At 57.9% G+C, this 23,307-nt stretch carries 23 protein-coding genes; 13 read left to right on the plus strand and 10 right to left on the minus strand.

The window, feature by feature from the left end:
* Positions 1–46 precede the first annotated feature (46 nt).
* From IB248_RS02495 to IB248_RS02505, 3 genes are read right to left on the minus strand one after another with little or no spacing between them, the layout of a single operon-like run.
* Entirely contained in the window at positions 47–1,201 is a 1,155-nt protein-coding gene (locus IB248_RS02495) for a M20 aminoacylase family protein (RefSeq protein ID WP_192240210.1), read from the minus strand.
* 4 nt (positions 1,202–1,205) lie between these two features.
* Entirely contained in the window at positions 1,206–2,450 is a 1,245-nt protein-coding gene (locus IB248_RS02500; RefSeq protein ID WP_192240211.1) for a Zn-dependent hydrolase, read from the minus strand.
* Complete coding sequence (locus IB248_RS02505; protein ID WP_192240212.1) at positions 2,447–3,655, minus strand: diaminopropionate ammonia-lyase; 1,209 nt, start codon at positions 3,653–3,655, stop codon at positions 2,447–2,449. Before IB248_RS02505 ends, IB248_RS02500 begins: the two co-directional genes overlap by 4 nt.
* A 110-nt stretch (positions 3,656–3,765) precedes the next feature.
* Between IB248_RS02505 and IB248_RS02510 the strand changes: the two genes are divergently transcribed.
* The 3 genes from IB248_RS02510 (at position 3,766) to IB248_RS02520 (ending at position 6,924) form a co-directional block, all read left to right on the plus strand.
* Positions 3,766–4,248: an Lrp/AsnC family transcriptional regulator gene (locus tag IB248_RS02510; RefSeq protein ID WP_192240213.1), complete on the plus strand. Its 483-nt coding sequence runs from the start codon at positions 3,766–3,768 to the stop codon at positions 4,246–4,248.
* Between the two features lie 358 nt (positions 4,249–4,606).
* A complete protein-coding gene (locus IB248_RS02515) occupies positions 4,607–5,422 on the plus strand; it encodes a PDZ domain-containing protein (RefSeq protein ID WP_192240214.1) in 816 nt (271 codons plus the stop codon).
* Positions 5,423–5,751: 329 nt separating this feature from the next.
* Entirely contained in the window at positions 5,752–6,924 is a 1,173-nt protein-coding gene (locus IB248_RS02520; RefSeq protein ID WP_192240215.1) for an adenylate/guanylate cyclase domain-containing protein, read from the plus strand.
* 813 nt (positions 6,925–7,737) lie between these two features.
* Here the strand turns inward: IB248_RS02520 and IB248_RS02525 are convergent.
* Positions 7,738–8,610 (minus strand): LysR family transcriptional regulator, encoded by an 873-nt coding sequence (locus tag IB248_RS02525; RefSeq protein WP_192240216.1) that lies wholly within the window; start codon positions 8,608–8,610, stop codon positions 7,738–7,740.
* 169 nt (positions 8,611–8,779) lie between these two features.
* Here IB248_RS02525 and IB248_RS02530 point away from each other — a divergent pair, with 169 nt between their 5' ends.
* The 3 genes from IB248_RS02530 to pmtA all read left to right on the plus strand — a co-directional run bounded on the left by IB248_RS02530 (position 8,780) and on the right by pmtA (position 11,195).
* Positions 8,780–9,607 carry a DMT family transporter gene (locus IB248_RS02530; RefSeq protein ID WP_246779178.1) on the plus strand — a complete coding sequence of 276 codons (828 nt, stop codon included), beginning with the start codon at positions 8,780–8,782 and terminating at the stop codon, positions 9,605–9,607.
* A gap of 464 nt (positions 9,608–10,071) precedes the next feature.
* Positions 10,072–10,527, plus strand: a complete 456-nt coding sequence (gene panD / locus IB248_RS02535; protein WP_169679657.1) for an aspartate 1-decarboxylase — start codon at positions 10,072–10,074, stop codon at positions 10,525–10,527.
* Between the two features lie 77 nt (positions 10,528–10,604).
* Positions 10,605–11,195 carry a phospholipid N-methyltransferase PmtA gene (gene pmtA, locus IB248_RS02540; protein ID WP_112645766.1) on the plus strand — a complete coding sequence of 197 codons (591 nt, stop codon included), beginning with the start codon at positions 10,605–10,607 and terminating at the stop codon, positions 11,193–11,195.
* Between the two features lie 93 nt (positions 11,196–11,288).
* Here the strand turns inward: pmtA and IB248_RS02545 are convergent, their stop codons facing one another.
* Positions 11,289–11,621: a DUF982 domain-containing protein gene (locus tag IB248_RS02545; RefSeq protein WP_169679655.1), complete on the minus strand. Its 333-nt coding sequence runs from the start codon at positions 11,619–11,621 to the stop codon at positions 11,289–11,291.
* A 798-nt stretch (positions 11,622–12,419) separates the two neighbouring features.
* On the opposite strand from IB248_RS02545, the gene IB248_RS02550 reads away from it, so the two are divergent.
* The gene (locus IB248_RS02550; RefSeq protein WP_018855691.1) at positions 12,420–12,692 is read left to right on the plus strand and encodes a hypothetical protein; all 273 of its coding nucleotides are present in this window, start codon (positions 12,420–12,422) and stop codon (positions 12,690–12,692) included.
* 370 nt (positions 12,693–13,062) lie between these two features.
* Here IB248_RS02550 and IB248_RS02555 read toward each other — a convergent pair whose 3' ends face one another.
* On the minus strand, positions 13,063–13,599 hold the full coding sequence (locus IB248_RS02555; protein WP_281419698.1) for an Lrp/AsnC family transcriptional regulator: 537 nt from the start codon (positions 13,597–13,599) through the stop codon (positions 13,063–13,065).
* Positions 13,600–13,700: 101 nt separating this feature from the next.
* On the opposite strand from IB248_RS02555, the gene IB248_RS02560 reads away from it, so the two are divergent.
* From IB248_RS02560 to IB248_RS02575, 4 genes are all read left to right on the plus strand, one after another.
* Positions 13,701–15,200, plus strand: a complete 1,500-nt coding sequence (locus IB248_RS02560; protein WP_192240218.1) for an aminotransferase class V-fold PLP-dependent enzyme — start codon at positions 13,701–13,703, stop codon at positions 15,198–15,200.
* Positions 15,187–16,065, plus strand: a complete 879-nt coding sequence (locus tag IB248_RS02565; RefSeq protein ID WP_192240219.1) for an MBL fold metallo-hydrolase — start codon at positions 15,187–15,189, stop codon at positions 16,063–16,065. Before IB248_RS02560 ends, IB248_RS02565 begins: the two co-directional genes overlap by 14 nt.
* Positions 16,066–16,093: 28 nt before the next feature.
* Positions 16,094–16,852, plus strand: coding sequence for a sulfite exporter TauE/SafE family protein (locus IB248_RS02570; RefSeq protein ID WP_246779199.1), 759 nt, complete (start codon positions 16,094–16,096; stop codon positions 16,850–16,852).
* 547 nt (positions 16,853–17,399) lie between these two features.
* On the plus strand, positions 17,400–17,642 hold the full coding sequence (locus IB248_RS02575; protein ID WP_192240221.1) for a DUF982 domain-containing protein: 243 nt from the start codon (positions 17,400–17,402) through the stop codon (positions 17,640–17,642).
* 142 nt (positions 17,643–17,784) lie between these two features.
* On the opposite strand, the gene IB248_RS02580 is transcribed toward IB248_RS02575, so the two are convergent.
* On the minus strand, positions 17,785–18,273 hold the full coding sequence (locus IB248_RS02580) for an SRPBCC family protein (RefSeq protein WP_192240222.1): 489 nt from the start codon (positions 18,271–18,273) through the stop codon (positions 17,785–17,787).
* On the minus strand, positions 18,273–18,608 hold the full coding sequence (locus IB248_RS02585) for a metalloregulator ArsR/SmtB family transcription factor (RefSeq protein WP_025662250.1): 336 nt from the start codon (positions 18,606–18,608) through the stop codon (positions 18,273–18,275). Before IB248_RS02585 ends, IB248_RS02580 begins: the two co-directional genes overlap by 1 nt.
* Before the next feature lie 146 nt (positions 18,609–18,754).
* Between IB248_RS02585 and IB248_RS02590 the strand changes: the two genes are divergently transcribed.
* Complete coding sequence (locus tag IB248_RS02590) at positions 18,755–19,396, plus strand: dihydrofolate reductase family protein (protein WP_192240223.1); 642 nt, start codon at positions 18,755–18,757, stop codon at positions 19,394–19,396.
* A 160-nt stretch (positions 19,397–19,556) separates the two neighbouring features.
* On the opposite strand, the gene IB248_RS02595 is transcribed toward IB248_RS02590, so the two are convergent.
* Together IB248_RS02595 and IB248_RS02600 are read right to left on the minus strand one after the other, a co-directional pair.
* A complete protein-coding gene (locus tag IB248_RS02595; RefSeq protein WP_192240224.1) occupies positions 19,557–20,573 on the minus strand; it encodes a DUF4105 domain-containing protein in 1,017 nt (338 codons plus the stop codon).
* 365 nt (positions 20,574–20,938) lie between these two features.
* Positions 20,939–22,021 carry a LacI family DNA-binding transcriptional regulator gene (locus tag IB248_RS02600; RefSeq protein WP_192240225.1) on the minus strand — a complete coding sequence of 361 codons (1,083 nt, stop codon included), beginning with the start codon at positions 22,019–22,021 and terminating at the stop codon, positions 20,939–20,941.
* A 249-nt stretch (positions 22,022–22,270) separates the two neighbouring features.
* Between IB248_RS02600 and IB248_RS02605 the strand changes: the two genes are divergently transcribed.
* The gene (locus IB248_RS02605) at positions 22,271–23,245 is read left to right on the plus strand and encodes an autoinducer 2 ABC transporter substrate-binding protein (RefSeq protein ID WP_025662254.1); all 975 of its coding nucleotides are present in this window, start codon (positions 22,271–22,273) and stop codon (positions 23,243–23,245) included.
* The last annotated feature ends 62 nt before the right edge of the window (positions 23,246–23,307 follow it).

A 23,307-nucleotide genomic window follows, 5' to 3' on the forward strand; every position in this document is an offset into this window, starting at 1 on the left:
CTAGATCCGGGATGGCAAAATTTGCCTGCAACTGCCGTCGCTTTGGTCAATTTGCTAGGCGTCGACGCGCTATTGCTGCATGAAATCGCATGCCATGGACAAGGCCGTTGTCATTGAAGTCATAATTCGGATTGTGGAGCGGAGCCGATGTCTCGCCATTGCCGAGGAAGACGAAGCACCCAGGCACCCGGCTGAGGAACTGCGCGAAATCTTCTGATCCCGTCATCGGTTTTGATGCGACCCTTGCGTTCGACGCGCCATATAATTCCACCGCCACGACCATGGCTTCGGCAGCCAAGGCGGTGTCGTTCATGAGTGGAACGAATTCACGCGTGTAACGGACATCGGCCTCGACATTATAGGCAAGCGCAGTGCCTTGCGCGATAATCCGCATCTGCTGCTCGATGTGCTCGCTGATCTCCCTGCGGAAGCTGCGGGCATCGCCGAGAATGCGTGCCATGCCGGGCAGGGCATTCCTGGTACCGTCGGTGATGAGCTCAGTGACGGATACGACGCCGATGTCGGCCGGGTCGATGCGCCGCGCTACGATCGTCTGCAGATTGGTGACGATGGCGCAAGCGGCGACCAGGACTTCGCTGCCCCAGTGCGGTCGGGCGGCGTGTCCCCCGACGCCCTTGAGCGTGATCTCGAAATTGTCTTCCGCCGACATGAATTCTTCGGGTTTTGTCTCGAAATAGCCAACGGGAAGACCCGGCATATTGTGGATGCCATAGATTTCATCAAACGGATATTTCTCGAAAAGACCATCGGACATCATCGCGAGGGCGCCTTTGCCCCATTCCTCGGCCGGCTGGAAAATGAAGCGGACCGTCCCGTCGAAACCGCCTTCTGCGGCAAGCATCTTCGCGGCTCCGAGGAGCATAGCGGTGTGACCGTCGTGACCACAGGCGTGCATCAGCCCGCAGTTGCGGGATTTATGCTGCATGTCACCCTGCTCGGTGATGCGCAGGGCGTCCATGTCGGCTCGCAAGGCGATGGCGCGGTTGCCGGTCCCTCGCTTGAGGGTTCCGACAACCCCGGTACCACCGACGCCTTCAGCGACCTCATCGAGGCCAAATGCTCTAAGTTTGTCGGCGACAAACGCAGCCGTGGCTTGCTCCGCAAAACCGAATTCTGGATTGGCATGGAGGTGTCGCCGCCACTCACTCATCTCGGCATGGAGCGTCTCAATGTCGGTCATCAGATCAGTTCTCCGGTGCGGTGAGATTGCGGACCACGTCAAGCAACACATTGGCTCCCGCGACCAGATCGGTATTGGGCGTGAATTCCTTGGGGTTATGGCTGATGCCGCCGATACTGGGTACGAAAATCATCCCGGAGGGTGCGATCCTGGCGATCATCTGAGCATCGTGCCCTGCACCTGATGTCATCCTTTTCGATTTCAATCCGCGGGCCGTCGCAGCCTCCACGACCGCCGCCACAATGCCGCTGTCGAAAGTCACCGGCTGAAATCTTGCCAGACGTTTCGTGGTGATTGTGACCTGCTCATCGTCCGCAACCGTATCGAGGTATGTTGCCAAGGCAGCTTCTTCCGCCAACAGTTTCTCCTCATCGGGATCGCGCAGGTCAACCGTGAAAGTCGCTTTCGAGGGGATCACGTTGATTGCGTTTGGCTCGAACTCCATGCACCCGACTGTGGCGACCGTAGGGGTGTTAGATGCCTTCGCCCGGTCGCGCAGAAAGGTGATGACGCGCGCCGCTGCCAAGCCGGCATCGCGGCGCAGGGAAATGGGTGTCGTGCCTGCATGGTTGGCATCTCCTTCGATGGTTACTCGCTGCCAGGAAATGCCCTGCAGGTTCTCGACGGCCCCAACCGTGGTCTCCTCGCGCTCGAGGATCGGCCCTTGTTCAATGTGGAGTTCGATATAGGCGTGCGGTTGCAGGAAGCCGGGCGCTCGTGGTCCGGCATAGCCAATCCTGGCAAGCTCCTCACCAAGGACAGAGCCATCGGTGCCTACGGTGGCAAGCGCTTCATCGACATCAAGTCCGCCGACATAGACCAGCGACCCCATCATGTCAGGCGCATAGCGCACGCCTTCTTCGTTGGTAAATGCAGCAATCGCGATAGGTCGGTTTGGATTGAAGCCCTCCGATTTCAGAGTTTCTACGACTTCCAGTCCCGAAAGGACACCGTAACAGCCGTCAAACACCCCTGCATTGATCACAGTATCGATATGAGACCCCAGCATCAGCGGTTTTGCTTTATCGTCGGCCTGTATCGGCGCCCAGATGGCGAAGATGTTGCCGATGCGATCGACTGCGACATCGAGCCCGGCTTCCTGCATCCAGGCGATCAAGCGATCCCGGCCGTGCTTGTCCGCGTCGGACGCCGCGAGCCTGACAAGGCGGCCATCCTTGTCTCTGCCGGTGGAGCCGAGTTCACGCAGACGTCCGAGCAAGCGTTCCTCATTTACCGATGATCCAGTCATGCCGCCGCCCCTGCGTTTCTCGACAAAACCGATCCGGGTGTTTCCCCGACGATCGCCTCATACTTGAGCGGATCGGTCGCTCCTTCGGTGTTGATCACAAGGACGCGCGATTGATCTCCAAGCCGCAAATGAGCTTTGATCTGCCGATCACCGATGGCCCTGATCAATCCGGCCAGGCCAACGCCACCGCTTTCGCCCGCCACGACGGCGGGGTCTCCCACGACCGGATAGGCCAGCCTCTTCATGACGGTGACTGCGTCGTGTTCGTCTACGGTCATGAACGCGTCTGCCACACGCGAGAGGATGCGCCAGGCTACCAGGGACGGCTGGTAGCATTCGAGCATGGCCATGATTGTCGGCTCACCGTGGTCGACCGTCACCGGATGCCCGGCCCTGGCGCTCTCGACGATGCATGCTGCACGTTCGGGATCAACAACTGTGAAGATCGGGCGTGTGTCCCCCATGACAAGCGCGAGATAGCCGGCTGCCGCAGCAGCGATGCCGCCAACCCCTGACTGAACGAAAACATGGGTCGGCGGGTCCTGCAACTCCCGGAGTGCCTCGCGGAATATCGCGGTGTAGCCCTGCATTACAAGGCTTGGAATGCGCTCATAGCCAGGCCAGGACGTATCCGACACGATTGTCCAGCCACGCTCGATCGCAACCCTGGACGCTTCCTTGACAGAGTCGTCGTAGGTTCCCTCGACGCGGCACACGTCGGCGCCAAATCCTGCGATGGCCGCCACCCGTTGGTCGCTGACGCCCGAGTGAACGAAAATCACGGCACGTGCGCCGACGGTCTGCGCCCCATGGGCCACGGAACGTCCGTGGTTGCCGTCGGTGGCACAGGCAACCGTCATGGTTTTTGCCACGGCCAGGACCTCCGGTGAACCAAGTTCAGTTACATCGACTTGCCTGGAAAGGCGTTTGCTTGCCTCCTCGAGCACAAGACGCATCACCGCGTAGGCACCGCCAAGCGCCTTGAAGCTGCCAAGGCCGAGCCGGAAGCCTTCGTCCTTCATATGGATGCTCGACACCCCGAGTTTGCGAGCAAGGCCGCCGAGGGACACCAAGGGCGTCTTCGCGTTGTTTTGGCGGTGCGACAGGAACCTCTCGACCTCCGCGGCAGCCACCGGGCCGAGAGCTTCCGCGTCCCGTGGGTCCAGCGGAGACTTGTAGGCGCTATTCGAATTTATGAGAAACATGGGGGCCTCGCTCGGGTTCGAGGGGAAAATATATTGCATTGCCTCCGCATCGTGCGCTGAATATTGGGGTCTGATTTGCAAGTTTGTTTCGTCCAGGGGAGCGAAGAAGTATGGGTGCGCTGCCGCAGAAGATCATTTTGGATGACTTCGACCGCAAAATCCTCGCCCTCCTCCAGAAGGACAACCTCACGCCGCAGAGAATGATCGGCGAAGCGGTCAATCTGTCGGCTCCAGCCGTTCAACGCCGGATCAAGAAGATGACGGAAGCCGGTGTGATCAAGGCGAATGTCGCGATCGTCGATCCCGCAGCGCTGGGGCATCCGATCACAATCTTCGTCGAAGTGGAGGTGATCAGCGAGACCGCAGAACAAATCGAAAGCGCCAAGCGGGAATTCGCGGCGACCCCCGAAATCCAGCAGTGTTACTATGTGACCGGCGAAGCGGATTTTTTCCTCCTCGTCGTCGTACCATCCATGAAGGAATATGAATCCCTGACCCGGCGGCTCTTTTTCGGAAATAACAACGTCAAACGTTTCCGGACGTTTGTCGCGATGGATCGCATCAAAACTGGACTGGAAGTCCCGGTTCCGTGAATTCGGCGAAACTCGTGCAGCGCGGATCAGCACAAGGAGGCAGCGGGAGGTCATGTCGCCCTTGGCCGTGCGCGGTGAACGGCGACCGCAGCGTCTTGGAGGTGCCCGCCCCCCTTGTGGCGAAACCCTTGCGACCAGGGCGGACGATGCAGCGCCAGCATCCCAAAGGCTAATACATCGCTCCAGTTGCAAAAGCTTGCCATCAAGTATTAAATTATTTTAATACATTACTTATTGGCAATGAAATTGTAATATACTTTTAATTTGAAAACATAATTGGCTGGCTTCATATCCTCGCCAAGTGTTGAGCTTCACTGAGAGGCTTTACGCGGTGAAGCAATTTAATAGGACTGAAATCGTGACAAGCATTGTCAATCGCCGCAGATCTGCGGCTCTTCTGGGCGTGGCCATTATGATCGGCGCGGCCTCCATCTCCCTCGAAACGTCATCTGCATTTGCCGCATCCGCCGTTCCGGCCGATCAAGCAAAGGTGGTTGTCGCAAATTCTCAGAACGCCGGTTCCGTCGATCACGGCTACCTCGGTGTCCAGATCCAGCCGGTGACGCAGGAAGTTGCGGACGCGATCGATCTGGCAAATCCGGCTGGTGCGCTTGTTGCAAACGTCTCGAAAGACTCGCCCGCCGCTCGCGCCGGTATCAAGCAGGGCGATGCCATTACGGCGGTTGGCGAAAAGCCGGTGTCGACACCAAAGGACCTGTCGCAGTTCGTGGCGGATCTTACCCCTGGTGACAAAGAGACCGTTACGGTTTGGCGTTTTGGCAAGAGCGTCGACCTTACGGTCGAGATCGGCAGCAGCAATGACGGAATGGCTAAGCTTGCTGCTCCCAAAGGCTCCGAACAGGCAATCCCAGCCGGTCCGCGGATTGGTGTCGCACTTGTCGACCTGACGCCGGACGTTCGTGAGCGGCTGGACCTCTCACAGGACGTCCAAGGTGCCGTCGTTGCCAATGTATCGCCTGACAAACCGGCAGCCTCGGCGGGGCTGAAAGCCGGTGACGTCATTCTGTCGGTCAACGACAAGACAATCCAGAATGCCAGTGGAGCCAAGAACGCAGTTGCGGATGTTGCGAAGGCCAAGAAGAAGTCAGTGCTGCTGCTGATACAGCGCGGCAATAACACGACCTTCGTAGCCGTGCCGTTCACGACGGCTTAACCGGCAGACTGGGGCCGACGCGACAGACGCGTCGGCCCTTTTTGCTTTGGCCGACCGCGCAGCCATTCGCAAACCGCGCGACCCGCCAGTCAATCTCGCGAAGAGACGCGCATCCCTATGAGGCAGCAGCAATAGGCGAGGAAACCTGGTTCTGGCCTTCCACGACTGTAAACCAAGGGCCCGCAAGCGCGGAGAACTTTCGAAGGGTAGCTTCTACGACCGCCCGCCTCGTCGGAAAGCCTCCTTTTTTTCTTTTGGATTTCGTTTGCCTTCTCGACCGGGCATCCAGTGCCAGCCTATGGTGGATGCGCGATGATGGAGGATTTTTCGTGGAGGGTTTGCAGGAGCTGATCGACTGGATCACAGGGGAGGGCCTATCCAGCCGGAGCGTCGAGCAGATCATGGAGGGACTTGGGCCAAGATTGGTCGCTTTAGGTTTTCCGATTGTCCGCGCCTCGATTGCAATGCCATCCATCGACCCGATGCAGAAGGGATTTTCGGTCGCGTGGTCGCCACACTCGGTCATGTCCGTTGACATCCAAGGGCATGATGACGCGGGACAGGAGATGTTCGAGCGCTCACCGATCTTCCATCTGCTGTCGAATAACCTTCTCTACGGCCGGTGGAGCCTGCCGGCGAACGGAACAAATAGCTTTCCGTTGTTCGACGAATTGGCACAGCTCGGCGCGACTGAGTACTTGATCAAGCTTGCGGAGTTTCCTGGAGAGACTGCCCTTGGTGGCGTGGGCTTCTCGATAGCAGTCGATGGACCCGGCGGATTTTCAGAACAGCAAATTGCAGACGTCGAACGCTTGATGCCCGCATTGGCACTGACTTGCTGCCGAGTTGCAACCACCCGCGTTGCGACCGACATGCTTGCCGTCTACACCGGGACGCGAACCAGTGGCCGCATTCTCAGCGGACAGACCCGTCGTGGAGATGGCGCCTCGATATACGCAGCAATCCTGCTTGCCGATCTAAAAGACTTCACGTCCTTGAACGAGCGGTGGCCACCGGAGAGGATCGTCGGCTGGCTGAACGAACACTTCGAGGCGATCGCCGGGCCGGTGGAGGAGAATGGTGGCGAGATCCTCAAATTTATGGGTGACAGCCTGCTGGCGATTTTCCCTGCTGACATCGACGATCCCTCCGAGGCTTGTGGCCGTGCTTTGTCGTCGGCTCGGATGGCCATGAAAGCCAATCAATTGCTGAATGCAAGGCGCAACGATGAAGAGGAGCCGCAGCTGTTGGTCGATATCGCTCTGCACGTTGGCGAGGTTTTCTACGGCAACATAGGTGCCTCCCGCCGCCTCGATTTCACGGCGATCGGCCGCGCGGTCAACGAAGCTGCCCGGATCGAGAAAGTTGCAGATACGGTCGGCTACAGCCTTCTGGCATCAAGGCCATTCGCAGCACAGGTACCGAAAGGGTTTAGGAATGTTGGTTCATTCGTGCTTAAGGGGGTAGCAGAGCCAGCGGACGTATACGCCTGGACGGGCTGATGGGCCTGACCGTCTATCGCCCATCTTCCGCGGTATGACGATTGGCTTCCAAGTGAGAGCCACCCTAGATTGGCGGATGGATGACGTTCACCCCAGGCCTGCCTCTGGGCCCGTTCAGTCGCCTGTCTGCCGGGGGTCTCCCCCCATTGGTCTGCTGAAGCACGAGTATCGCCTCACCAAAAACCTCCCGGCGCCGGAGTGTTCGAGCGTTTGCCGCGCGTGTCCTTTCCACCTCTGACATTGTGGTTGCGTCGGCTAGCGAAGCCTCGTTTTCCACCATGTCGATCAGCAGGTTGCGCATCACTCCGTTCTCTTCCCGCAGGCGGTGCAGCTCGGCGCTTATTGGGGATGTCGACAGCTTACGCTCAATCGTTTCCTCAATTGCCTTTTCAACCAACCGGGTCTTTGCGGCGTAGAAACGTCCGACGAAGTATGTGCTGGTTAAAATGCAAAAGGTGAGGGCGAGAGTTAGGTATAGCATCCGTCAGGCTCCAATCATCACTTTGAGATTGTGATTTTGAACGCCGTTTTCAATAAGGCGTGGCAATCGCTGGGAGGCAATCGGTCCTCTGACCTGGCGGTGACCGGGTGGTCACCGGTCATCACAAAAGTTGCCCCGGAAAACGACCATGGCTCACACGCTTCTTGAGGCTTTGGTCAACGGGCAAGGGGGTCCATCATGTCATGGTTATCGATGGTCCTTCGATCAAGTTGTGGCTAAACAATCCAGCCATATCGGAAAATGCCGCCATCGAGCCACAGCACCTCTCGGGGGCGTCATCCCGGCGCCATGCTGCCAACGGACACGGAAAATCAAGGCTGGAAATTCAACACTTGAAGGAACTCGCTGTGCATAGCGTCGACCGCCGCAGAGCGCTTAGAGTCTTTGCTGCGAACCAAGGCTACCTCCATTTTAGGCAGCTCCGGCAGACCATGGCGAGTATCAAGTAACTTGAAATGGCTGGGAACGCTGGATCGTGCGAGCGCGGCAACGGCCAAACCTGCCTCTACTACCGCCAACTGTCCCGTTAGGTTATGTGAGCTATAGACTACACGGTAGTCCCGCCCAAGTGCCGCGATGCCTGCCAGAACTTCGCCACGGAAGCGGTTTCCCAGTTCGTGCAATGCCAAGGGCAGTGGGTTTTTCCGCCACGCCTCATGTTGGTCTGACGCAACCCACACCAAGGGTTCGTAGAAAAGGAATATGCCGCGATTTGGTTCCCCTCGGGTCGCCATGTCGCGTGTCACGAGTGCCAAATCCAGATCACCACGGTCGATCCTTGGCAATAGCGAACTCGACGGCTCGCAAACGACTGATATTTCTACTTCGGCGAAACGGTTGGCGAAGGTCCGCAAAATTGGCGCGAAGTAACTCGCGACGTAGTCGTCAGGGACACCGACGGCGACCTTCCCAGAAACCGTTGATCCGCGCATCGCGATCTGGGCGCGGCCGTGCAATTCGATCAGTTGTCGGGCGTAAGCGAGTAAATCGAAGCCGGGAGGCGTCAGAGACAGGTGGCGTGGCCCCCGGTTTAGCAAGGAACTTCCTACGCATTCCTCAAGCTTCTTGAGTTGCATACTGACTGCCGACTGGGAACGGGAAACTTGACGGGATGCCGCCGTGATGGAGCCAGTGTCAACAACTGCCACGAAGGTTCTAAGCCAATCAATCTGGAGATCGTTCATCTCACCAACCATTCGATTATCGAATGCTACTTGTAACAGATATTCGCTTTTCTGGATATCGATCCAGCGCCATTATTTTCCCATGAACACACGGGGTCTCACATCACTTGCAACATCTGCCGGTTTGGCCGTCCCGGGCGACGCGCGGGAACGCCAGGGCACGATCCTTATGGTGCTCGGCGGGCTGATCCTTGGGACGGTCGGCATCTTCGTGCTCCAGGCGAACCAAGACCCGATCACTACGGTAGCCTTCCGATGCTTTTTTGGGTTTCTTGCTCTGCTTTCCTGGGGCGTGTTGAGTGGGCGGTTGGCTGAAATCAGGCTGCAGGCACGGGACCTACTCGGCGCTGTCGCGACGGGCGTACTGATGATTATTAGCTGGGCGCTCCATTTCGCCGCGATTCCACGTACGTCAATCGGCGTTTCCACTGTCGTATTCCACATCCAGCCATTCTGGACGATGGCGCTCGGTGTGTGGCTTCTTCGGGAAAAGGTGTCCCGAAAGCAGGTGGGCGCGGCGCTCTTGGCATTCGCGGGATTGGTGCTGACGACCGACGTGATGGGTACGGGCGCGCGGCATCAAGAGTATTTCTATGGATTGCTGATGAGCCTGTCGGGCTCGTTTGTCTACGCCTGGGTTCCATTACTGACGAAAGTGATGAGATCCGTAAGCTCATTCGCCCTCGCTTGGTGGCAGTGTCTAGTTGGCGCTTTCCTTACATTTTGGTGGCCAGTTCTATACGGGTGGCCCAGCCATTGGGACACAATAGCCTGGCTAGCAGGGCTAGGCGCAATCCATACGGGTCTTGCCTATGTCGTAATGTTTGCCGGGTTTGCTCGCCTAAGCACCGGTCGAACTGCCGCACTGCAGTTTGTATATCCCATGACGGCTTTTGTGATCGATTGGAAGATTTACGGCCATTCGCTTTCACTCGTTCAAATGTCCGGACTTGCTTTGATGGGTATTGCAATCTGGTCTGTCAACAGCAGCCGCTAGGTCGAGAGCTCGAATGGAGCTTTCATCGTTTCGATGTCGGGATGCGGCGGAGCGGTGGATCACGGCCCACAGCACGCAGGAGAGGGCAGTCGCGATCACACGCAGCTAATACTCCGCTCGCCTCATAGAGCCTGCTTTCGGAATCACCCCACTCGGAACGGAACTCATGCTGGAAAACCCGCCGCTCTCCACCGCGACCGAGCAAATGCTGCCTGCTGGAGCGGCGAGCAAACTGGCGCCCGCCGGCTAGGCGCGTTGGCATCCGCAATAATTGCCCAACCGTACCCAAACGACATATTCTGGCCTGTTAACGCCGCCTCCAATCCGATAGCACCAACTTAATTAGCTGGTTGGAAGTTATTTCTTGAGTCTCCGACGCGAGCCTCCAATTTCCGACGGCTGCTTTACAGTGCCGGACAGCCGACAGCGGTCGGAGCGGGCAAGACCGATAGCGAAGGGGCAAAATGCGAAAATTGGTGGCCGGGAAGCTCCATGGGATCCATGTGACTGAGGCAAATCTCAATTACCACGGATCGATCACACTCGACCCCGCTCACTGCGAAGAGGCCGGAATCCTTCCGATGGAGTTTGTGGAAATCTGGAACAAGAACTCCGGCGCCCGCATCTCCACATACGTCATTTTAGGTGTGCGCGGATCCAGATGCTGTGTCCTAAACGGTGCCGCCGCCCGCACATGCCAGCCCGGGGACCAGATTATCATCTGCAATTCGATCTATCTCGCCGAGCACGAGATCACGGAACTTAAGCCCACGGTTCTCACCTTTGACGCCCAAAACAACGTCGTCGACAGGCTGACCTACTCGGTATCGTTCGATGAAGACAATCGTTACCGGTTCGAAATTCTTGACGACAACGCGAAGCCCCTCTCCGTGCCACTGCTCGTGTCCGGCGCCTCCTAAAGATTTTCACAAACGCATTTTGGCCTCGCAGCTGACAGCTCGTGATGAGGCTTCGTAACGAATGAAGGGACAGTTCAATGAGTGTGCGGAAGCGTGTCGGACTTAAGTTCAGGGATGAAATTGCTTTCTTAAAGGGTTGGAAACGTGATCGAACTTCTGTCGGTGCAATTGCGCCGACCTCCACCGTGACAGCTCGAAAGATGGCTAGCGTTGTGCATCCCGGTTCTGGGCTACCCGTACTTGAACTCGGTCCAGGCACAGGCGTGATTACCAAAGCAATTCTGGCACGCGGTATCGCACCACAAAACCTTACCTCCATCGAGTACTCGCCAGAGTTCTGTCAGCATCTGCGAAGTCTTTTCCCACAGGTCGATATTCGATGCGGCGACGCTTTTGCACTCGACCTAACGTTGGGTGAGAAACGAGCCGCCAAGTTTGATTGCGTCATCTCCGCCATCCCGCTTTTGCACCTGCCTGTGGATCGGAGGCTGGCACTCGTCCTCGATCTGTTGGAACGCGTTCCCGTCGGGAGACCGGTTGTTCAAATAACCTACGGCCTATTGTCTCCGGTCGTGGCACTTCCCGCCGGCTACGAGGTGCGCCATTTGGCGTTCATGGTACGAAATATCCCTCCGGCCCAGCTTTGGATTTACCGGAAGATTCCGTAGGCTTATGGCGTTGTCCGGCGATTTATGACCTGCAGTGATAGCGTGCAGAGCAACGGAGCGTACCGTCGGGGCCAAGCCGATCGTGGTTCAGACTTATGCGGAATGAACCCCTTTCACTAACGAAGCGCCGCCTTCCACAATTGAAGACTGCTCGTCGCAGATTGCTGGCACGACGGCGATGACCGGAATATTTGCTTCTGCGGCAGCACGAATCAACGCGATCCGCGCCTCGTTCACCGAGCAGGTGCCAAGGTGCGCATCCAGGCAAATTTTCGCAGCCGTCAGGTATTCCTCACCGTCAAAGGAGGGCCAGGCGGCAATAAGAACTTCAGCCATTTGCCGAAGCGAACGGATCTGCCTGTATTTTTGTTGACCATGGAACACGAGGATCAGTGGAGCGAAATTATCGGATCTGTGCCAGTTCATTACACCCAGCCTCCCAACCGCAAATTATATTAGAGACCATGCAATTGCTGTTCCGGTAGACCCGGGGAGCGGCATATAGGATCCGAAGGAGCAAAGATCGAAGTCACCATGTAACTCGACTTTTGCGGTACACGCGGCTCGACGCTAGACTAGTCATCTACTTTCCTCCTTAAGAGATCGGAAGGTCCCAAAGCGCTTCCCCACCGTTGCATCGACAAATGGATAGTCGAAACAGCACCAGCAAGATGGCTGGCGGCTAGAAGCAAATCTCTGGCAGCAAGAAGCAAAAGTTGAAGACGCGCCAATCCAGCTCCTGGTTCCGACCTCTGGCGCTTTGTTCAGAGCTGCAAATTCGCGCGCCAGACCGCGGTTGGCAAGGGGGCCTCTTCCGTGGCGGGCATAGAGAAAGGCTGGTATTATCTGACCTTGTCGTTGCGGGGTCGGGAGGACAGTGCGTTGAAAGATCCGAAATCGAAGGACCTTGGCGAACCGGGCGACGATCCTGCCTATCGCCCGATCGGATTTAGGGCGATTGCCGCCGCGTTCAGCGTTCGCCGACCATCCGCTTCGTCTCGGAAGGATATCGAAGTCCCCCCGGCTGGATCCTTCCTGCCATCTGGCTTTCATTCGCCACCAGACGACTGATCCTGCGTGTGGCTTTCATCACGAACTCTGTGACGTGGAACTCGTCATCTCACCGTCACCAATTCACAACCCTGCAAAAACAGGGCACAGTAGCTTTACGCGATGGAGCGCGGCCCTTGATCCGGCCGACGTCGTCGTCGCAGGGAGGATGCCATGCCGACGATTATTGGCTATCACAACATCACAAAGGGCGCGAAACACTGGCTCACCTCACCAAAGCGGGAGGAGTTTTTTGGTCCGCTCGGGGTTACCAACATCCGAACGTTTGTTGATCCTCAGGATCCGACTCGCGTGGCGTTGATGATGGACGTTGCGGATATGGATGGCTTGCAGGCGGCGATGCAGAGCAAGGCCGCCGCCGATGCGATGGCCTTTGACGGGGTGGTGCCGGAGTCTCTGGTGATCCTCGTCGAATCGAAGGGGTAATCGCTTTCCCGGAATAGGCTCTCCTTCGGGCCTGTTCAACCTCGCTCACCGCCGGACGTCCAACCGACGGCTGGCGGACGCCGCCGTTCTGGCAACGCCTTGTCCCTACCCGCGGCGGGCTAGACAGCCCAGGGTATGCGAGTGAGTTTGGCGAGACCGGGACGGGCGGGGAGGTTGGGCGGCACCTTCCTGCCGCTTTCTGCAAGGCGGTCGGCGTCGAAGGAGAAGCAGGTTGAGCCTGCGTCGCTGCCTTGCCCCGCAAAATGGAGTTCCTTTTGCAGACGAAAATGTTGATCGTTTTCTTCCTCCACGGGGATGTTTGCGGTGCGAAAGCAACACCGGCGGAAGAAGTCAGTCCGTTGCTGAGGCACTAGAGGCGGTCACGCGTCGGGGTCGCTTTCGGCGGGGTGGATCCCGGGCCCTTGGAGGTCAGTTTTCTCAACTCGACCGGCCGATTGTTGATGATCGCTTCCATGGAAAAGAAGCCTGTCACCGTTGCAAGGTCGAAGTTCGTGATCAGTTTCTGATAAAATGCGTCGTAGCCGGACATGCCTTTGGTGATGACCTTGATCAGATAGTCCCAATCCCCGCCGATCCGATAAAAGTCGATCACCTCCGGCAGGCCCTCGACATGCGCGCGGAATCCTTCGCTCCATTCCTTCGAATGGTGGCGCGTCCGGATCATCACGAAAACGGTGAGGTCTAACCCCAGCGCCTGGAGATCGATATCGCAGTGTGCGCCTTTGATCAGGCCGATGGAATGAAGACGTTGCAGTCGCCGCCAGCAGGCATTTTGAGACAAGCCGATCTTCTCCGCGAGATCGCGCTGCGAGAGATTGGCATCGTGCTGCATCGCACTCAGTATCTTCATATCAAAATCGTCAATTTTTGTGGTTTCTTCGTTCAAATGATAGGTCTTTTGCAGAAATTAGCGAAAATTAGGTGACTTTTTTGAGCCTGAAGGAGGATACGATCGGTGTCAACGCCCCGAGGCGAAGGAGAACGATCGTGGACTTTGCACAACCTGCGGCGCGACAGACTGAATCCCCAATTTCCAGATTTCGCCGAAGTTTGAAACGCAACCGCCTCGTGGACGACCTCCGGGAAGGACTGGTCGGATCGCATGCGACGATCGACGGGCCGTACGGGGCGAAGGAACTGGTCTATGCAGACTACGTTGCATCCGGTCGCGCGCTCCACCAAATCGAGCGTTTCGTCCTGGAAGACATCCTTCCCTACTATGCCAACAGTCACACGGAGGCTTCCTACTGCGGAGGGTTCATGACCCGTATGCGCCGGGAAGCACGCGCGATGATCGGGGAATTCTGTGGGGCGAGTGAACAACATGCAGTAATTTTCACGGGCTCAGGCGCGACGTCTGGCATCAATCGCCTCGTCAAGCTCTATGGCATTGCCGAGGCGGTTTCGGCTGGTAAGCACGTTCGCGTTGTTGTCGGCCCTTACGAGCATCACTCGAACATCCTGCCCTGGCGGGAAAGTGGTGCCGAGGTTGTCGAGATCGCCGAGAGTCCATCGGGCGGACCTGACCTGTCGCTGCTGACAGATGCGCTCAAGCACGCTAACGCCGATTTGGTGGTGTGCGCGCTGTCCGCTGCATCAAACATCACCGGCATCACCAGCGACGTCGAGCCGATTACTGCGATGGTCAAGGCTGCTGGCGCAAAGATGATTTGGGACTATGCGGGGGCCGGTCCCTATGTGCCGATTTCCATGTCACCTGCCGCCGATGCGGAAATCGACGCGATCGTTGTTTCGCCGCACAAGTTCATCGGTGGCCCAGGTGCCTCCGGAATCCTGATCCTTCGGCGCGACGGGCTTTCGACGAAGAAACCGACCTGGCCGGGTGGTGGCACGGTGAAGTTCGTCTCGCCGCAGACGCATGATTATAGCGACAGTCTCGAATCGCGCGAAGAAGCCGGTACGCCGAATGTGGTCGGCGATATCCGTGCGGCCCTCGCATTCATCGTCAAGGATGCGATCGGGGCTGATGCAATGACGATGCGCAATCGCGAGCTTGCACGACGTGCACTCCAAGCCTGGAAGGACGTCCCGCAACTGGAGTTGCTCGGTCTGTCCAATGCCGATCGGCTGCCGATCTTCTCCTTCAGAGTGATGAACGGGAAGGGCGGCTACGTCCACCAGCAACTGGTGACGCGAATGCTCAGTGACCGCTTCGGGATCCAGGCGCGCGGTGGCTGCGCTTGTGCCGGGCCTTATGTCCACCGACTGCTGTCGATCGATGAACAGCAGTCCGAGGAGATCAGACAGGCCATTCTCTCAGGAGATGAACTAAAGAAGCCCGGCTTTGTCCGGCTGAACTTTAGTGTGCTGCTACCGGACGAGAAGGTGCAGTTCATTCTCGATTCAGTGGCAACAATCGCAACTGACGCGACGACCTTCGAAAAGGATTACGACGTCGATCCGAGCCGGGCGATCTTCTTTGCGCGTGGAGCAGCACCAGAGGGCAGCCCCCATGCAAAAACCTGAGGTCGCCGGATTTTACGACCCGAGCACTGGCAGTATCCAGTATGTCGTCTCGTGCCCCAAAACGCGAAACTGCGCCATCGTCGACCCGGTGCTGGATTTCGATGAGAAGTCCGGCACGACCGCTTCGATCAATGCGACCATCATCCTCGATTACATCGAGGGCAACGACCTGAAGCTTGAGTGGATCTTGGACACTCATCCTCATGCGGACCACTTTTCGGCAGCCAGTTATCTCAAGGCAAAAACCGGAGCGCCGACGGCGATCGGTGAGCATGTGACGGCAGTGCAGCAGATCTGGAAAGATATCTACAACTGGCATGATTTCGCATGCGACGGTTCGCAATGGGATCGGCTCTTTCGTGATGGCGACACATTCAACATCGGCGAGCTCGAGGTCCGCATCATGCATTCGCCCGGCCATACCCTGGCGTCGATCACCTACGTCGTGGGCGACGCAGCCTTCATCCATGATACACTGTTCATGCCCGATAGCGGCTCCGCCCGCGCTGATTTTCCAGGCGGCAGCGCAGCCAGCCTGTGGCAGTCAATCCAGGATATCCTGCGGCTGCCGGAGGAGACACGCCTGTTCACCGGCCATGACTACATTCCCCAAGGACGTCAGGCACTTTGGGAAAGCTCGGTTGCAGAGCAGCGTAGGAAGAACCCGCATGTCGCAGGCCAATCGCGAAGTGACTTCATCGCCTTGCGGGAAGCCCGCGACAGGATCCTGCCCATGCCGAAGCTTATCTTGCACGCGCTGCAGGTGAATTTACGGGGAGGGGAACTGCCTCCGATCGAGGAGAACGGCCGTCGTTATCTAAAAATTCCCCTCGATGCATTTTCCGGATCGGCGTGGGGCGCGTAACAAGGTGGATGGCAGTCTCTTGCAACTTATGCTTGCTCTCGGCTCAGGATCATTGATCGGCTGTATTCTCGGTTTGATTGGCGGAGGCGGATCAATCCTCGCCACGCCGCTGCTGGTGTATGTTGTCGGAATGCGCGATGTGCACACCGCGATTGGCACAGGGGCTCTCGCTGTTTCGGCCAATGCGTATCTCAACCTGGCCGGCCATGCGGTGAAGGGTCATGTCTGGTGGCGATGCGCCTTGATCTTTGCGATCGCCGGATGTCTCGGTGCCTACCTGGGTTCCAGTCTGGGGAAGCTCATCGACGGCCAAAACCTGCTCTTCATGTTTGGCCTCCTGATGATGCTCGTCAGTTTCATGATGCGAAGGACGAGGAGCCGGGCGGATGTTACCGCGCAGTCGCTGACGATACGGGCGCACGGGAAGACAAGCCTGATTGCGCTTTTTGCCGGCGGATGTTCCGGCCTTTTCGGAATAGGGGGCGGTTTCCTTATTGTGCCCGGTCTCCTCGTCGCAACGGGCATGCCTCTCATAAACGCGATTGGAACCTCGCTGCTCGCGGTCGGCACTTTCGGATTGGCGACGGCCGTGAACTATGCCGCGTCGGGCTTTGTCGATTGGCTTACTGCGGGTTATTTCATTCTAGGTGGCATCGGTGGCGGTATCATCGGCACGATTGCCGCCACGCGACTGGCGAACTACAGGAACATCCTCGCGCAGGTCTTCAGGTGGTTGATATTTTGCGTCAGCCTGTATGTTCTCTGGCGAAGCCACGCGGCATTCTAGCAACGAACAACCAAGATACTTCGGTCCCACAAAAGGGGCGAACCGCCGGCGTGGCGTAAAACAGCCTTTCGCTCCTGCATCAGCATGTTTGATGACGACAGTTGAATGCAAAGGCGGCATCGCCGGATGACTGCTCACGGGCCAGAAGCTCACTCTGGACGGGCGCCAGAACTTGCTACCTGCACGCGCTAAGGCGTCCCTCCCGCAGCGCCATCCCGACAACCGGCGCGTGGGCAGGTTCCGGTGGCAGCAGACAATACACCGCCTATCAACAGGATAACCACAGCCTAACCAATTCAACAGACAGGAGACTCTCTCCTTTTGAACCACTGCTACCTGGACCACGTAGGGAGAAGACCGGGAACAGGTTAGTATCTGCTGATCATTGGATGGGGCTGGGTAGCACACGAGGCGTGGGCGGTCGGCGACACTTCTCGTCGGCTGTCCGCGCCCTCGCAGAGGCACCATCCGTGACCTCGCCAGGGGTCACGGAACTCTTCCACGAATTGCACGTTTGCCCGTCGCTAGAGCCAGTGGGGAGATCGTCATGTCAATCGTCAAGTGGGAGAAGCCCGTTCAAATCTCGGTGGGCTCGCGAGGTAGCGAATTCGTATCGAGCGCCTTCGATGCCGTCCTGTTTCTGAAAGATAGCTGGGAGGACTGTGAAACGGTGTCCTTCCTCCAGGCGCGAAATGCCTGCCGAGGTGCCCTTGCCGGTCGTGTCGACGCCGAAGTCGCGCGTGCAAAGTTTCTGGAAGCAGTAACCGCGGCCAAGATGCGCGTGCACTAGCCAAGGATTGACGTGAGGGGTTCTCGCGTCAAACAGGCCCTCCGTGGCTGATTTCCTTCCGGGCCCATTGCGGTCATTGTCTCCGGGCACGGCTCGTGGCAGCCCCAGTCAATGGCGACCGAGGCACAAATTGGCCAAACGCTCAGCGGTCGAGCCAGGCTGCCAGGCCATCCAGGGTTTGCAATCCGTATTCGACTGCGCCAAAACCGATGACGATCCGACGCCGTACGGGGCTGGGGTGGAGCTGGCGCAAGGTCAGCACTGTTTTGCCGTCGGCCTGCTCATCGAAAGTCACCGTGACGCGGAAGCGGTCGGGATCGTCCGGGTCGGGTGTGCCATAGTCCATCACGATCCGCTCGTTCGGCACGATCTCCAGAAAGCGCATCAGATTCGGGAAGCGCTGCTCCTGGCCCTCGAACACGCCCACCATGTCGAACCGCCAGAGCCCACCCTCACGGATATCGGCCTCATGGCTCTCGATCCTGAGGCCGGCCGGACCGTACCATTCGGCAAGCGCCGCGGGGTCCATCCAGGCAGCAAAGACCTTGTCACGCGAGTGATTGAGCAGCTTCACCAGCACAATTTCCCGATCAAGCGACCAGGTGTCAAACAGGGTTGCCATGGTCTTCATCAATCATCCTCTCCCGCTTTGTCCAGGTAGACCTCCAGACGATCCAACCGCTCGGTCCAGCGCCTGCGCTCCGCTATCATCCAGTCCGCCGCCTCGTCGAAGCGCGCCTGTACCAACCGGCACCAGCGACTGCGCCCGCGCTTCTCGCTGGCGATCAGTCCGCAATCTTCCAGTACTTTGAGGTGCTGGGCGAAGGAGGGCAGCGCCATGTCGAATGGCTCGGCCAGAACGCTGACCGGCACCTCGCCATCAGCCAGCCGTGATACGACCGCGCGACGCGTCGGATCGCTGAGAGCGTGAAAGGCAAGGTCGAGTGGGGTCGAATGATAGGGCATGCGAATTGTTAAGACGCATTGGAATGGTGGTCAAGGACAATAAGGCACTTGCCTTAGTATAAAGATCAATTATAAAGGCATCTGCCTTAGTATCGATGCCCTGGCTTGGGGCGGCTAGGGTGCAACCACTCGCAAGGAGAGCTCCCATGGCAGTTCGTGTCGATCTCATGATCTCGCTCGATGGTTTCGCGACCACGACGGATCAAACGCCCGAAGTCCCGTTCGGGGAGGACTGGCCGCGCCTTGTCGGCGCATATGTGGCAACGCGAACTTTCCGTGAGCGCGTGCTCAAGGATACCAGCGGAACCGGGACCACCGGCGTCGATGACGACTACGCGAAGGAATATTTCGCCAACGTGGGCGCCGAGATCATGGGCGCCGGCATGTTCGGGCTCCACAACTTCCCCGACGATCCGAACTGGTGTGGCTGGTGGGGCGAGGAGCCGCCCTTCCGAGTTCCGGTCTTCGTTCTCACACACAAGCCTCGCCCCTCCATAGAGGTGGCTGGCGGTACCACTTTCCATTTCCTCAATACCACTCCGGTTGATGCGCTCCAGCAGGCTGTTGCGGCGGCGTGCGGCAAGGATGTGCGGATCGGCGGTGGCCCGACTGTTGTTCGTGACTTTCTGAGAGCAGGTTTTGTCGATCGCCTTCATGTTGCAATTGCGCCGATCCTGCTCGGTCGCGGCATACGCTTATGGGACGACCTGCGCGGTCTGGAGACTGGCTACGACGTCAAAGCTGAAACGGCGCCGAGCGGAACCATCCATCTTACCTTCCAACGCTGACCACCAGCCTGTAACTTGGGAGATCGCGGCCTCGAGCATTCTTCCCAAGCCAGGAGTGTTGTCGCTCTGGCCAACCTGCGTCACCGCGACGTGAAGCTATTCCTCCTTTCGAGGTTTCGGCAGCTTCCAGGCGCGATCGAAACAATGGCACGTCTCTCGCTTATTGCGGATCCGCCGGCGGTGGCGAAGGTACGCCGACGCGTATCGACTTTGAGAAGTGCGGCGACAATGCGTCGACCCGCGCCCGCTGGTCAATATGAGCGGCGGTCCTGAGTTCAGCGAGCGACACTGACATATCCAACGCCCCATGATCGTAGGCGTAGTCCGGGAGATAGCCATTGACGATGAGACGCCAGTCGAAGGGAACGGTGCCTCCAACCACGCGCATCATCTTGACGACCGTCGTCGTGCAATTGCTCGTAAGCGAGTTGTAGAAAGCCGGCGTCGCGGCAAGGGCATTGGCGTCGGCAACATACTCGCGCAGGAGCGCACGTGCCTGTTCCGGGGATGCTTTCAGGCGGTAGATTTGCACATCTTCGCGACGGACGTTCGAACGGACGCCCACGACATCCCGCTCGTCTGCTGCGATGATCACCAAAGGATTGCTTTTGAACAAATCCGCGACGGGCGAGAATGCACCTCCAACCCGGCGACGGACTTCGATCGACCACGCAAGCTGCTCGCCACCTTCAAAACCAAAGCTAAAAATCACGTGGGCAATCTCTGGCCCGGCCCAATAGGACATGAACAGGTCGATCGTCCGAAGCTTGCTCATATCGTAGGTGCGCGTCGTCCATCGCTCGAGGAAGTCAGTACTGCCATGCCACTCGAAATCCCGCACATTTGTCAGTGTCAGCAGGTCGCCGTTGAATTCGCCTGTGACCTGTCGAGCGACATCGGGTGCCCAGGATGCATTCTTGAGGGGTTTGATCGTATGCCACCAGACCAGGACAAGTGCGAACGTCGCTGCGAATATAACGACGGTTTTGAAACGCCACGGGCCAAACAATCTCGTGATTGTGAACAATCCAAAAAGAGCGAATAGCCCGGCGGCAAAGCCTCTGGCCAACTCCGAAACGGGAAGGCGATACCACAATGCAAGTGATGCCCATGTAACGGCTATCGCTATGAGGATTGCGAGTAGAACAGCGAGAATCGCCCACCCTGAACGACGCAATTTACTCTCCTCCCGTTTCAATTGGTGCAGAAAATCTCGCTGCAGCACACTAGCCGGCGAGATCAACAAGACGCCACAAAGAGCTTATTGCGACCGCAATTAGTACAGGTCTTACCACATGCTAGGGTATTCGTTTGTTCAAATGCTTTCTGTTATGGGCACCGTGCGAGACGTTGCATCGCCTGGTAGCGAGGTCGTTCATCTCAGTGCATTAGCCCCATGGCGGCAATTGTCGCAAGCCAGCCACGGCCCATGTCTGCTTTCCTCGAACGGCGGCTTCGCACCAAACGTGGCCTTTGAAGGCGGCACCCATCCGCAAAGCGTGGCGATTTCCCACCTCCCACGGATCGAGACGTTTCACCACGTCATCGACGCGCGAGGTCATGTACCGCTATCGGATCCTTCAAAGCGTCGAGCGGCCCTTCCAACGCAGTTCGCGGCGGAACCAACTGTGGCTCGATCATCACGAGCTGTGGGTTCGTGTCCTGCTCTTCTAAAAGCTCGAAGCCTCTTTCGAGCATATCAGCTGTGTTCGGCCTGATCATGTAGACCGGAAACGGCAAAAATGAACCAAACGGGTCATAGTCGAAACATCCGACCACGATATCTTCGAATGCTACCCCGTCGTGGCGGCTCATGAAGCGCAGCAACCCCTCGAAATTTATGGACGAGTTAATGAAGAAGCAGCGCGGCAGCCTGCCATGGCGTTCGAAGAACCGCTCGAAGGCAAGCTGTGTCATGCCCGGCGAGTATCCCGTGGTCTCGATATCGCCCTCGGTATCCACTCCAAAAATAGATCGCTTCACCGCATGAAAGCCCAGGATGCGATCGCGGCTGGCATGGTCATCGCGGCCGCCAAACATGAATACGTCCTCAGCACCGAGTGGCCCCATTCCTTCAGCGTGGCGGATAATTGCCGAGGTCAGCGCTTCTGCACCCCGTCGGTTGTCCGAGATCACCGACGGTGCGTACTTGCCGGGAAGGTCGATATTCACGTGCGGCAATCCCGCACGGGCGCACACCTGATGGACGCCGTCCGGATCAGTGGCGCCTGCGATAAATAGCGAATCAATCGAATACGCGATCAACGACTCTACGGTGCGCCGTTCTTCCTCAGGATCGCGCCGGCCGGAGACCACCACCGGCAGTAATCCGCGCTTGCGTGCCTGCGCCTCGAAGGTCTGAGCCATCGAGGAAAAGAAGCGGGTGTCGTAAACAGGCAAGAGCAGTCCGGCCAGTCCCGAGCGGGAACTTCTCAACGCCCGAGCCTGGCGATTGGCGGTGTAGCGATGCGCTTTTGCGAGCGACAGGATCTTTTCGGCTGTTTCTTCCGATATCCGCCGCTTCCGCCACGTGCCATTGAGGACGGAGGCTACAGTCGAGGCGGTTACGCCCGAGATCACCGAAAGATCGTAAATTGTTGCTTTCTTTTGCTCTTTTTCCGTCATTCGCAGACTCCTCCACCGCTCCGTTTCTCTAGATCAATGGTCCTCTTGACGAAAGTCCGTTCCGTGTTAATGTTATTGCACCATCGATGGTGCTCAATTGCAAGAGCGATTGTGCACGATGGCAAGTCACTTAGAGGAGGTGACAGGGAGGAGGTTCCGATGGTCGGAGCCGAAACGTTCAACGCGGGAGCGCTACCGTTCCTGTGAACGGATCTTGCTTGTCAGCACTATTGGAGGAGGAAAGATCCAATGAGAAAAATGCTAGCCGCGACGCTTGGTCTGTCGCTTGTACTTCTGGCATCCACCGCCTTCGCTGGTCCGAAGATCGGCGTCGTCGTTAAAATCGGCGGCATCCCGTGGTTCAATGCCATGGAAGCTGGGATCAAGGAACAAAGTGCCAAGCTCGGCGTCGAAGGCTTTATGGTTGGGCCGACCAGTGCAGACCCGGCACTCCAGGTCCGCGCCATCGAAGATCTGATCGCGCAGAAGGTTGATTATATCGGCGTGGTGCCGAATGACGCGAAGGTACTGGAGCCGGTTCTCAAGAAGGCGCAGGAGGCCGGCATCAAGGTCATCACGCATGAATCGCCCAAGCAGGTCGGTGCCGACTGGGATTTTGAACTCGCTTCGGCCAAGGGCTTCGGCGAAGCACATGGCAAGCTCCTCGCCGAGAAGATGGGCGGCAAGGGCTCCTATGCGGTGTTCGTCGGATCCTTGACCGTTCCGCTGCACAACGCTTGGGCCGACGCGGCGATCGCCTATATCAAGGCCAACTATCCCGACATGAAGCTGGTGGGCGACCGCTATGGTGTTGCCGAAGACGTCGACAAGAGTCGCTCGACCGCTCTCGACCTTATGGCGGCCAATGCCGATCTCACGGGCTTCCTGGCATTCGGCTCGCAGGGTCCGATTGGCGCAGGTCGCGCGGTGGAAGAGCGCCGCAAGGACGGAAAGGTATTCGTCATCGGTCCGTTCTCTCCGGGGCAGGGAGCAAAGCTCATTAAATCAGGTGCTTTGACTGGCGGCTTCATGTGGAACCCGAAGCAGGCCGGCGAGGTCTTCGTGACGCTTGCCGACCGAATTTCCAAAGGCGAGACGCCGAAGGCTGGCGACGACATTGAGGGCCTTGGAAAGATCAATCCCGAGGGCAACACCATCATCGTCGACCAACTGCTGGCCATCAACAAGGACAGCATCGACAAGCTCGTTGGCATGGGCCTTTAATCCTCCCGGGACCCACGCCCTGAGGTCGCGGGGACATATTCCCCGCGACCTCCTTACGGACA

Origin of the sequence: Rhizobium sp. RHZ01, from assembly GCF_014851595.1 — a bacterium.
Lineage (GTDB): Bacteria > Pseudomonadota > Alphaproteobacteria > Rhizobiales > Rhizobiaceae > Rhizobium > Rhizobium altiplani.

Bases quoted from the DNA above. Each gene is read 5' to 3' on its own strand.
- IB248_RS02495 (WP_192240210.1), bottom strand. From the start codon at position 1,201: ATGACCGACATTGAGACGCTCCATGCCGAGATGAGTGAGTGGCGGCGA.
- IB248_RS02500 (WP_192240211.1), bottom strand. From the start codon at position 2,450: ATGACTGGATCATCGGTAAATGAGGAACGCTTGCTCGGACGTCTGCGT.
- IB248_RS02505 (WP_192240212.1), bottom strand. From the start codon at position 3,655: ATGTTTCTCATAAATTCGAATAGCGCCTACAAGTCTCCGCTGGACCCA.
- IB248_RS02550 (WP_018855691.1), top strand. From the start codon at position 12,420: ATGCCGACGATTATTGGCTATCACAACATCACAAAGGGCGCGAAACAC.
- IB248_RS02590 (WP_192240223.1), top strand. From the start codon at position 18,755: ATGGCAGTTCGTGTCGATCTCATGATCTCGCTCGATGGTTTCGCGACC.
- IB248_RS02510 (WP_192240213.1), top strand. From the start codon at position 3,766: ATGGGTGCGCTGCCGCAGAAGATCATTTTGGATGACTTCGACCGCAAA.
- IB248_RS02575 (WP_192240221.1), top strand. From the start codon at position 17,400: ATGTCAATCGTCAAGTGGGAGAAGCCCGTTCAAATCTCGGTGGGCTCG.
- IB248_RS02580 (WP_192240222.1), bottom strand. From the start codon at position 18,273: ATGAAGACCATGGCAACCCTGTTTGACACCTGGTCGCTTGATCGGGAA.
- IB248_RS02585 (WP_025662250.1), bottom strand. From the start codon at position 18,608: ATGCCCTATCATTCGACCCCACTCGACCTTGCCTTTCACGCTCTCAGC.
- IB248_RS02545 (WP_169679655.1), bottom strand. From the start codon at position 11,621: ATGAACTGGCACAGATCCGATAATTTCGCTCCACTGATCCTCGTGTTC.
- panD (WP_169679657.1), top strand. From the start codon at position 10,072: ATGCGAAAATTGGTGGCCGGGAAGCTCCATGGGATCCATGTGACTGAG.
- IB248_RS02565 (WP_192240219.1), top strand. From the start codon at position 15,187: ATGCAAAAACCTGAGGTCGCCGGATTTTACGACCCGAGCACTGGCAGT.
- IB248_RS02570 (WP_246779199.1), top strand. From the start codon at position 16,094: ATGCTTGCTCTCGGCTCAGGATCATTGATCGGCTGTATTCTCGGTTTG.
- IB248_RS02600 (WP_192240225.1), bottom strand. From the start codon at position 22,021: ATGACGGAAAAAGAGCAAAAGAAAGCAACAATTTACGATCTTTCGGTG.
- pmtA (WP_112645766.1), top strand. From the start codon at position 10,605: ATGAGTGTGCGGAAGCGTGTCGGACTTAAGTTCAGGGATGAAATTGCT.
- IB248_RS02525 (WP_192240216.1), bottom strand. From the start codon at position 8,610: ATGAACGATCTCCAGATTGATTGGCTTAGAACCTTCGTGGCAGTTGTT.
- IB248_RS02530 (WP_246779178.1), top strand. From the start codon at position 8,780: ATGGTGCTCGGCGGGCTGATCCTTGGGACGGTCGGCATCTTCGTGCTC.
- IB248_RS02605 (WP_025662254.1), top strand. From the start codon at position 22,271: ATGAGAAAAATGCTAGCCGCGACGCTTGGTCTGTCGCTTGTACTTCTG.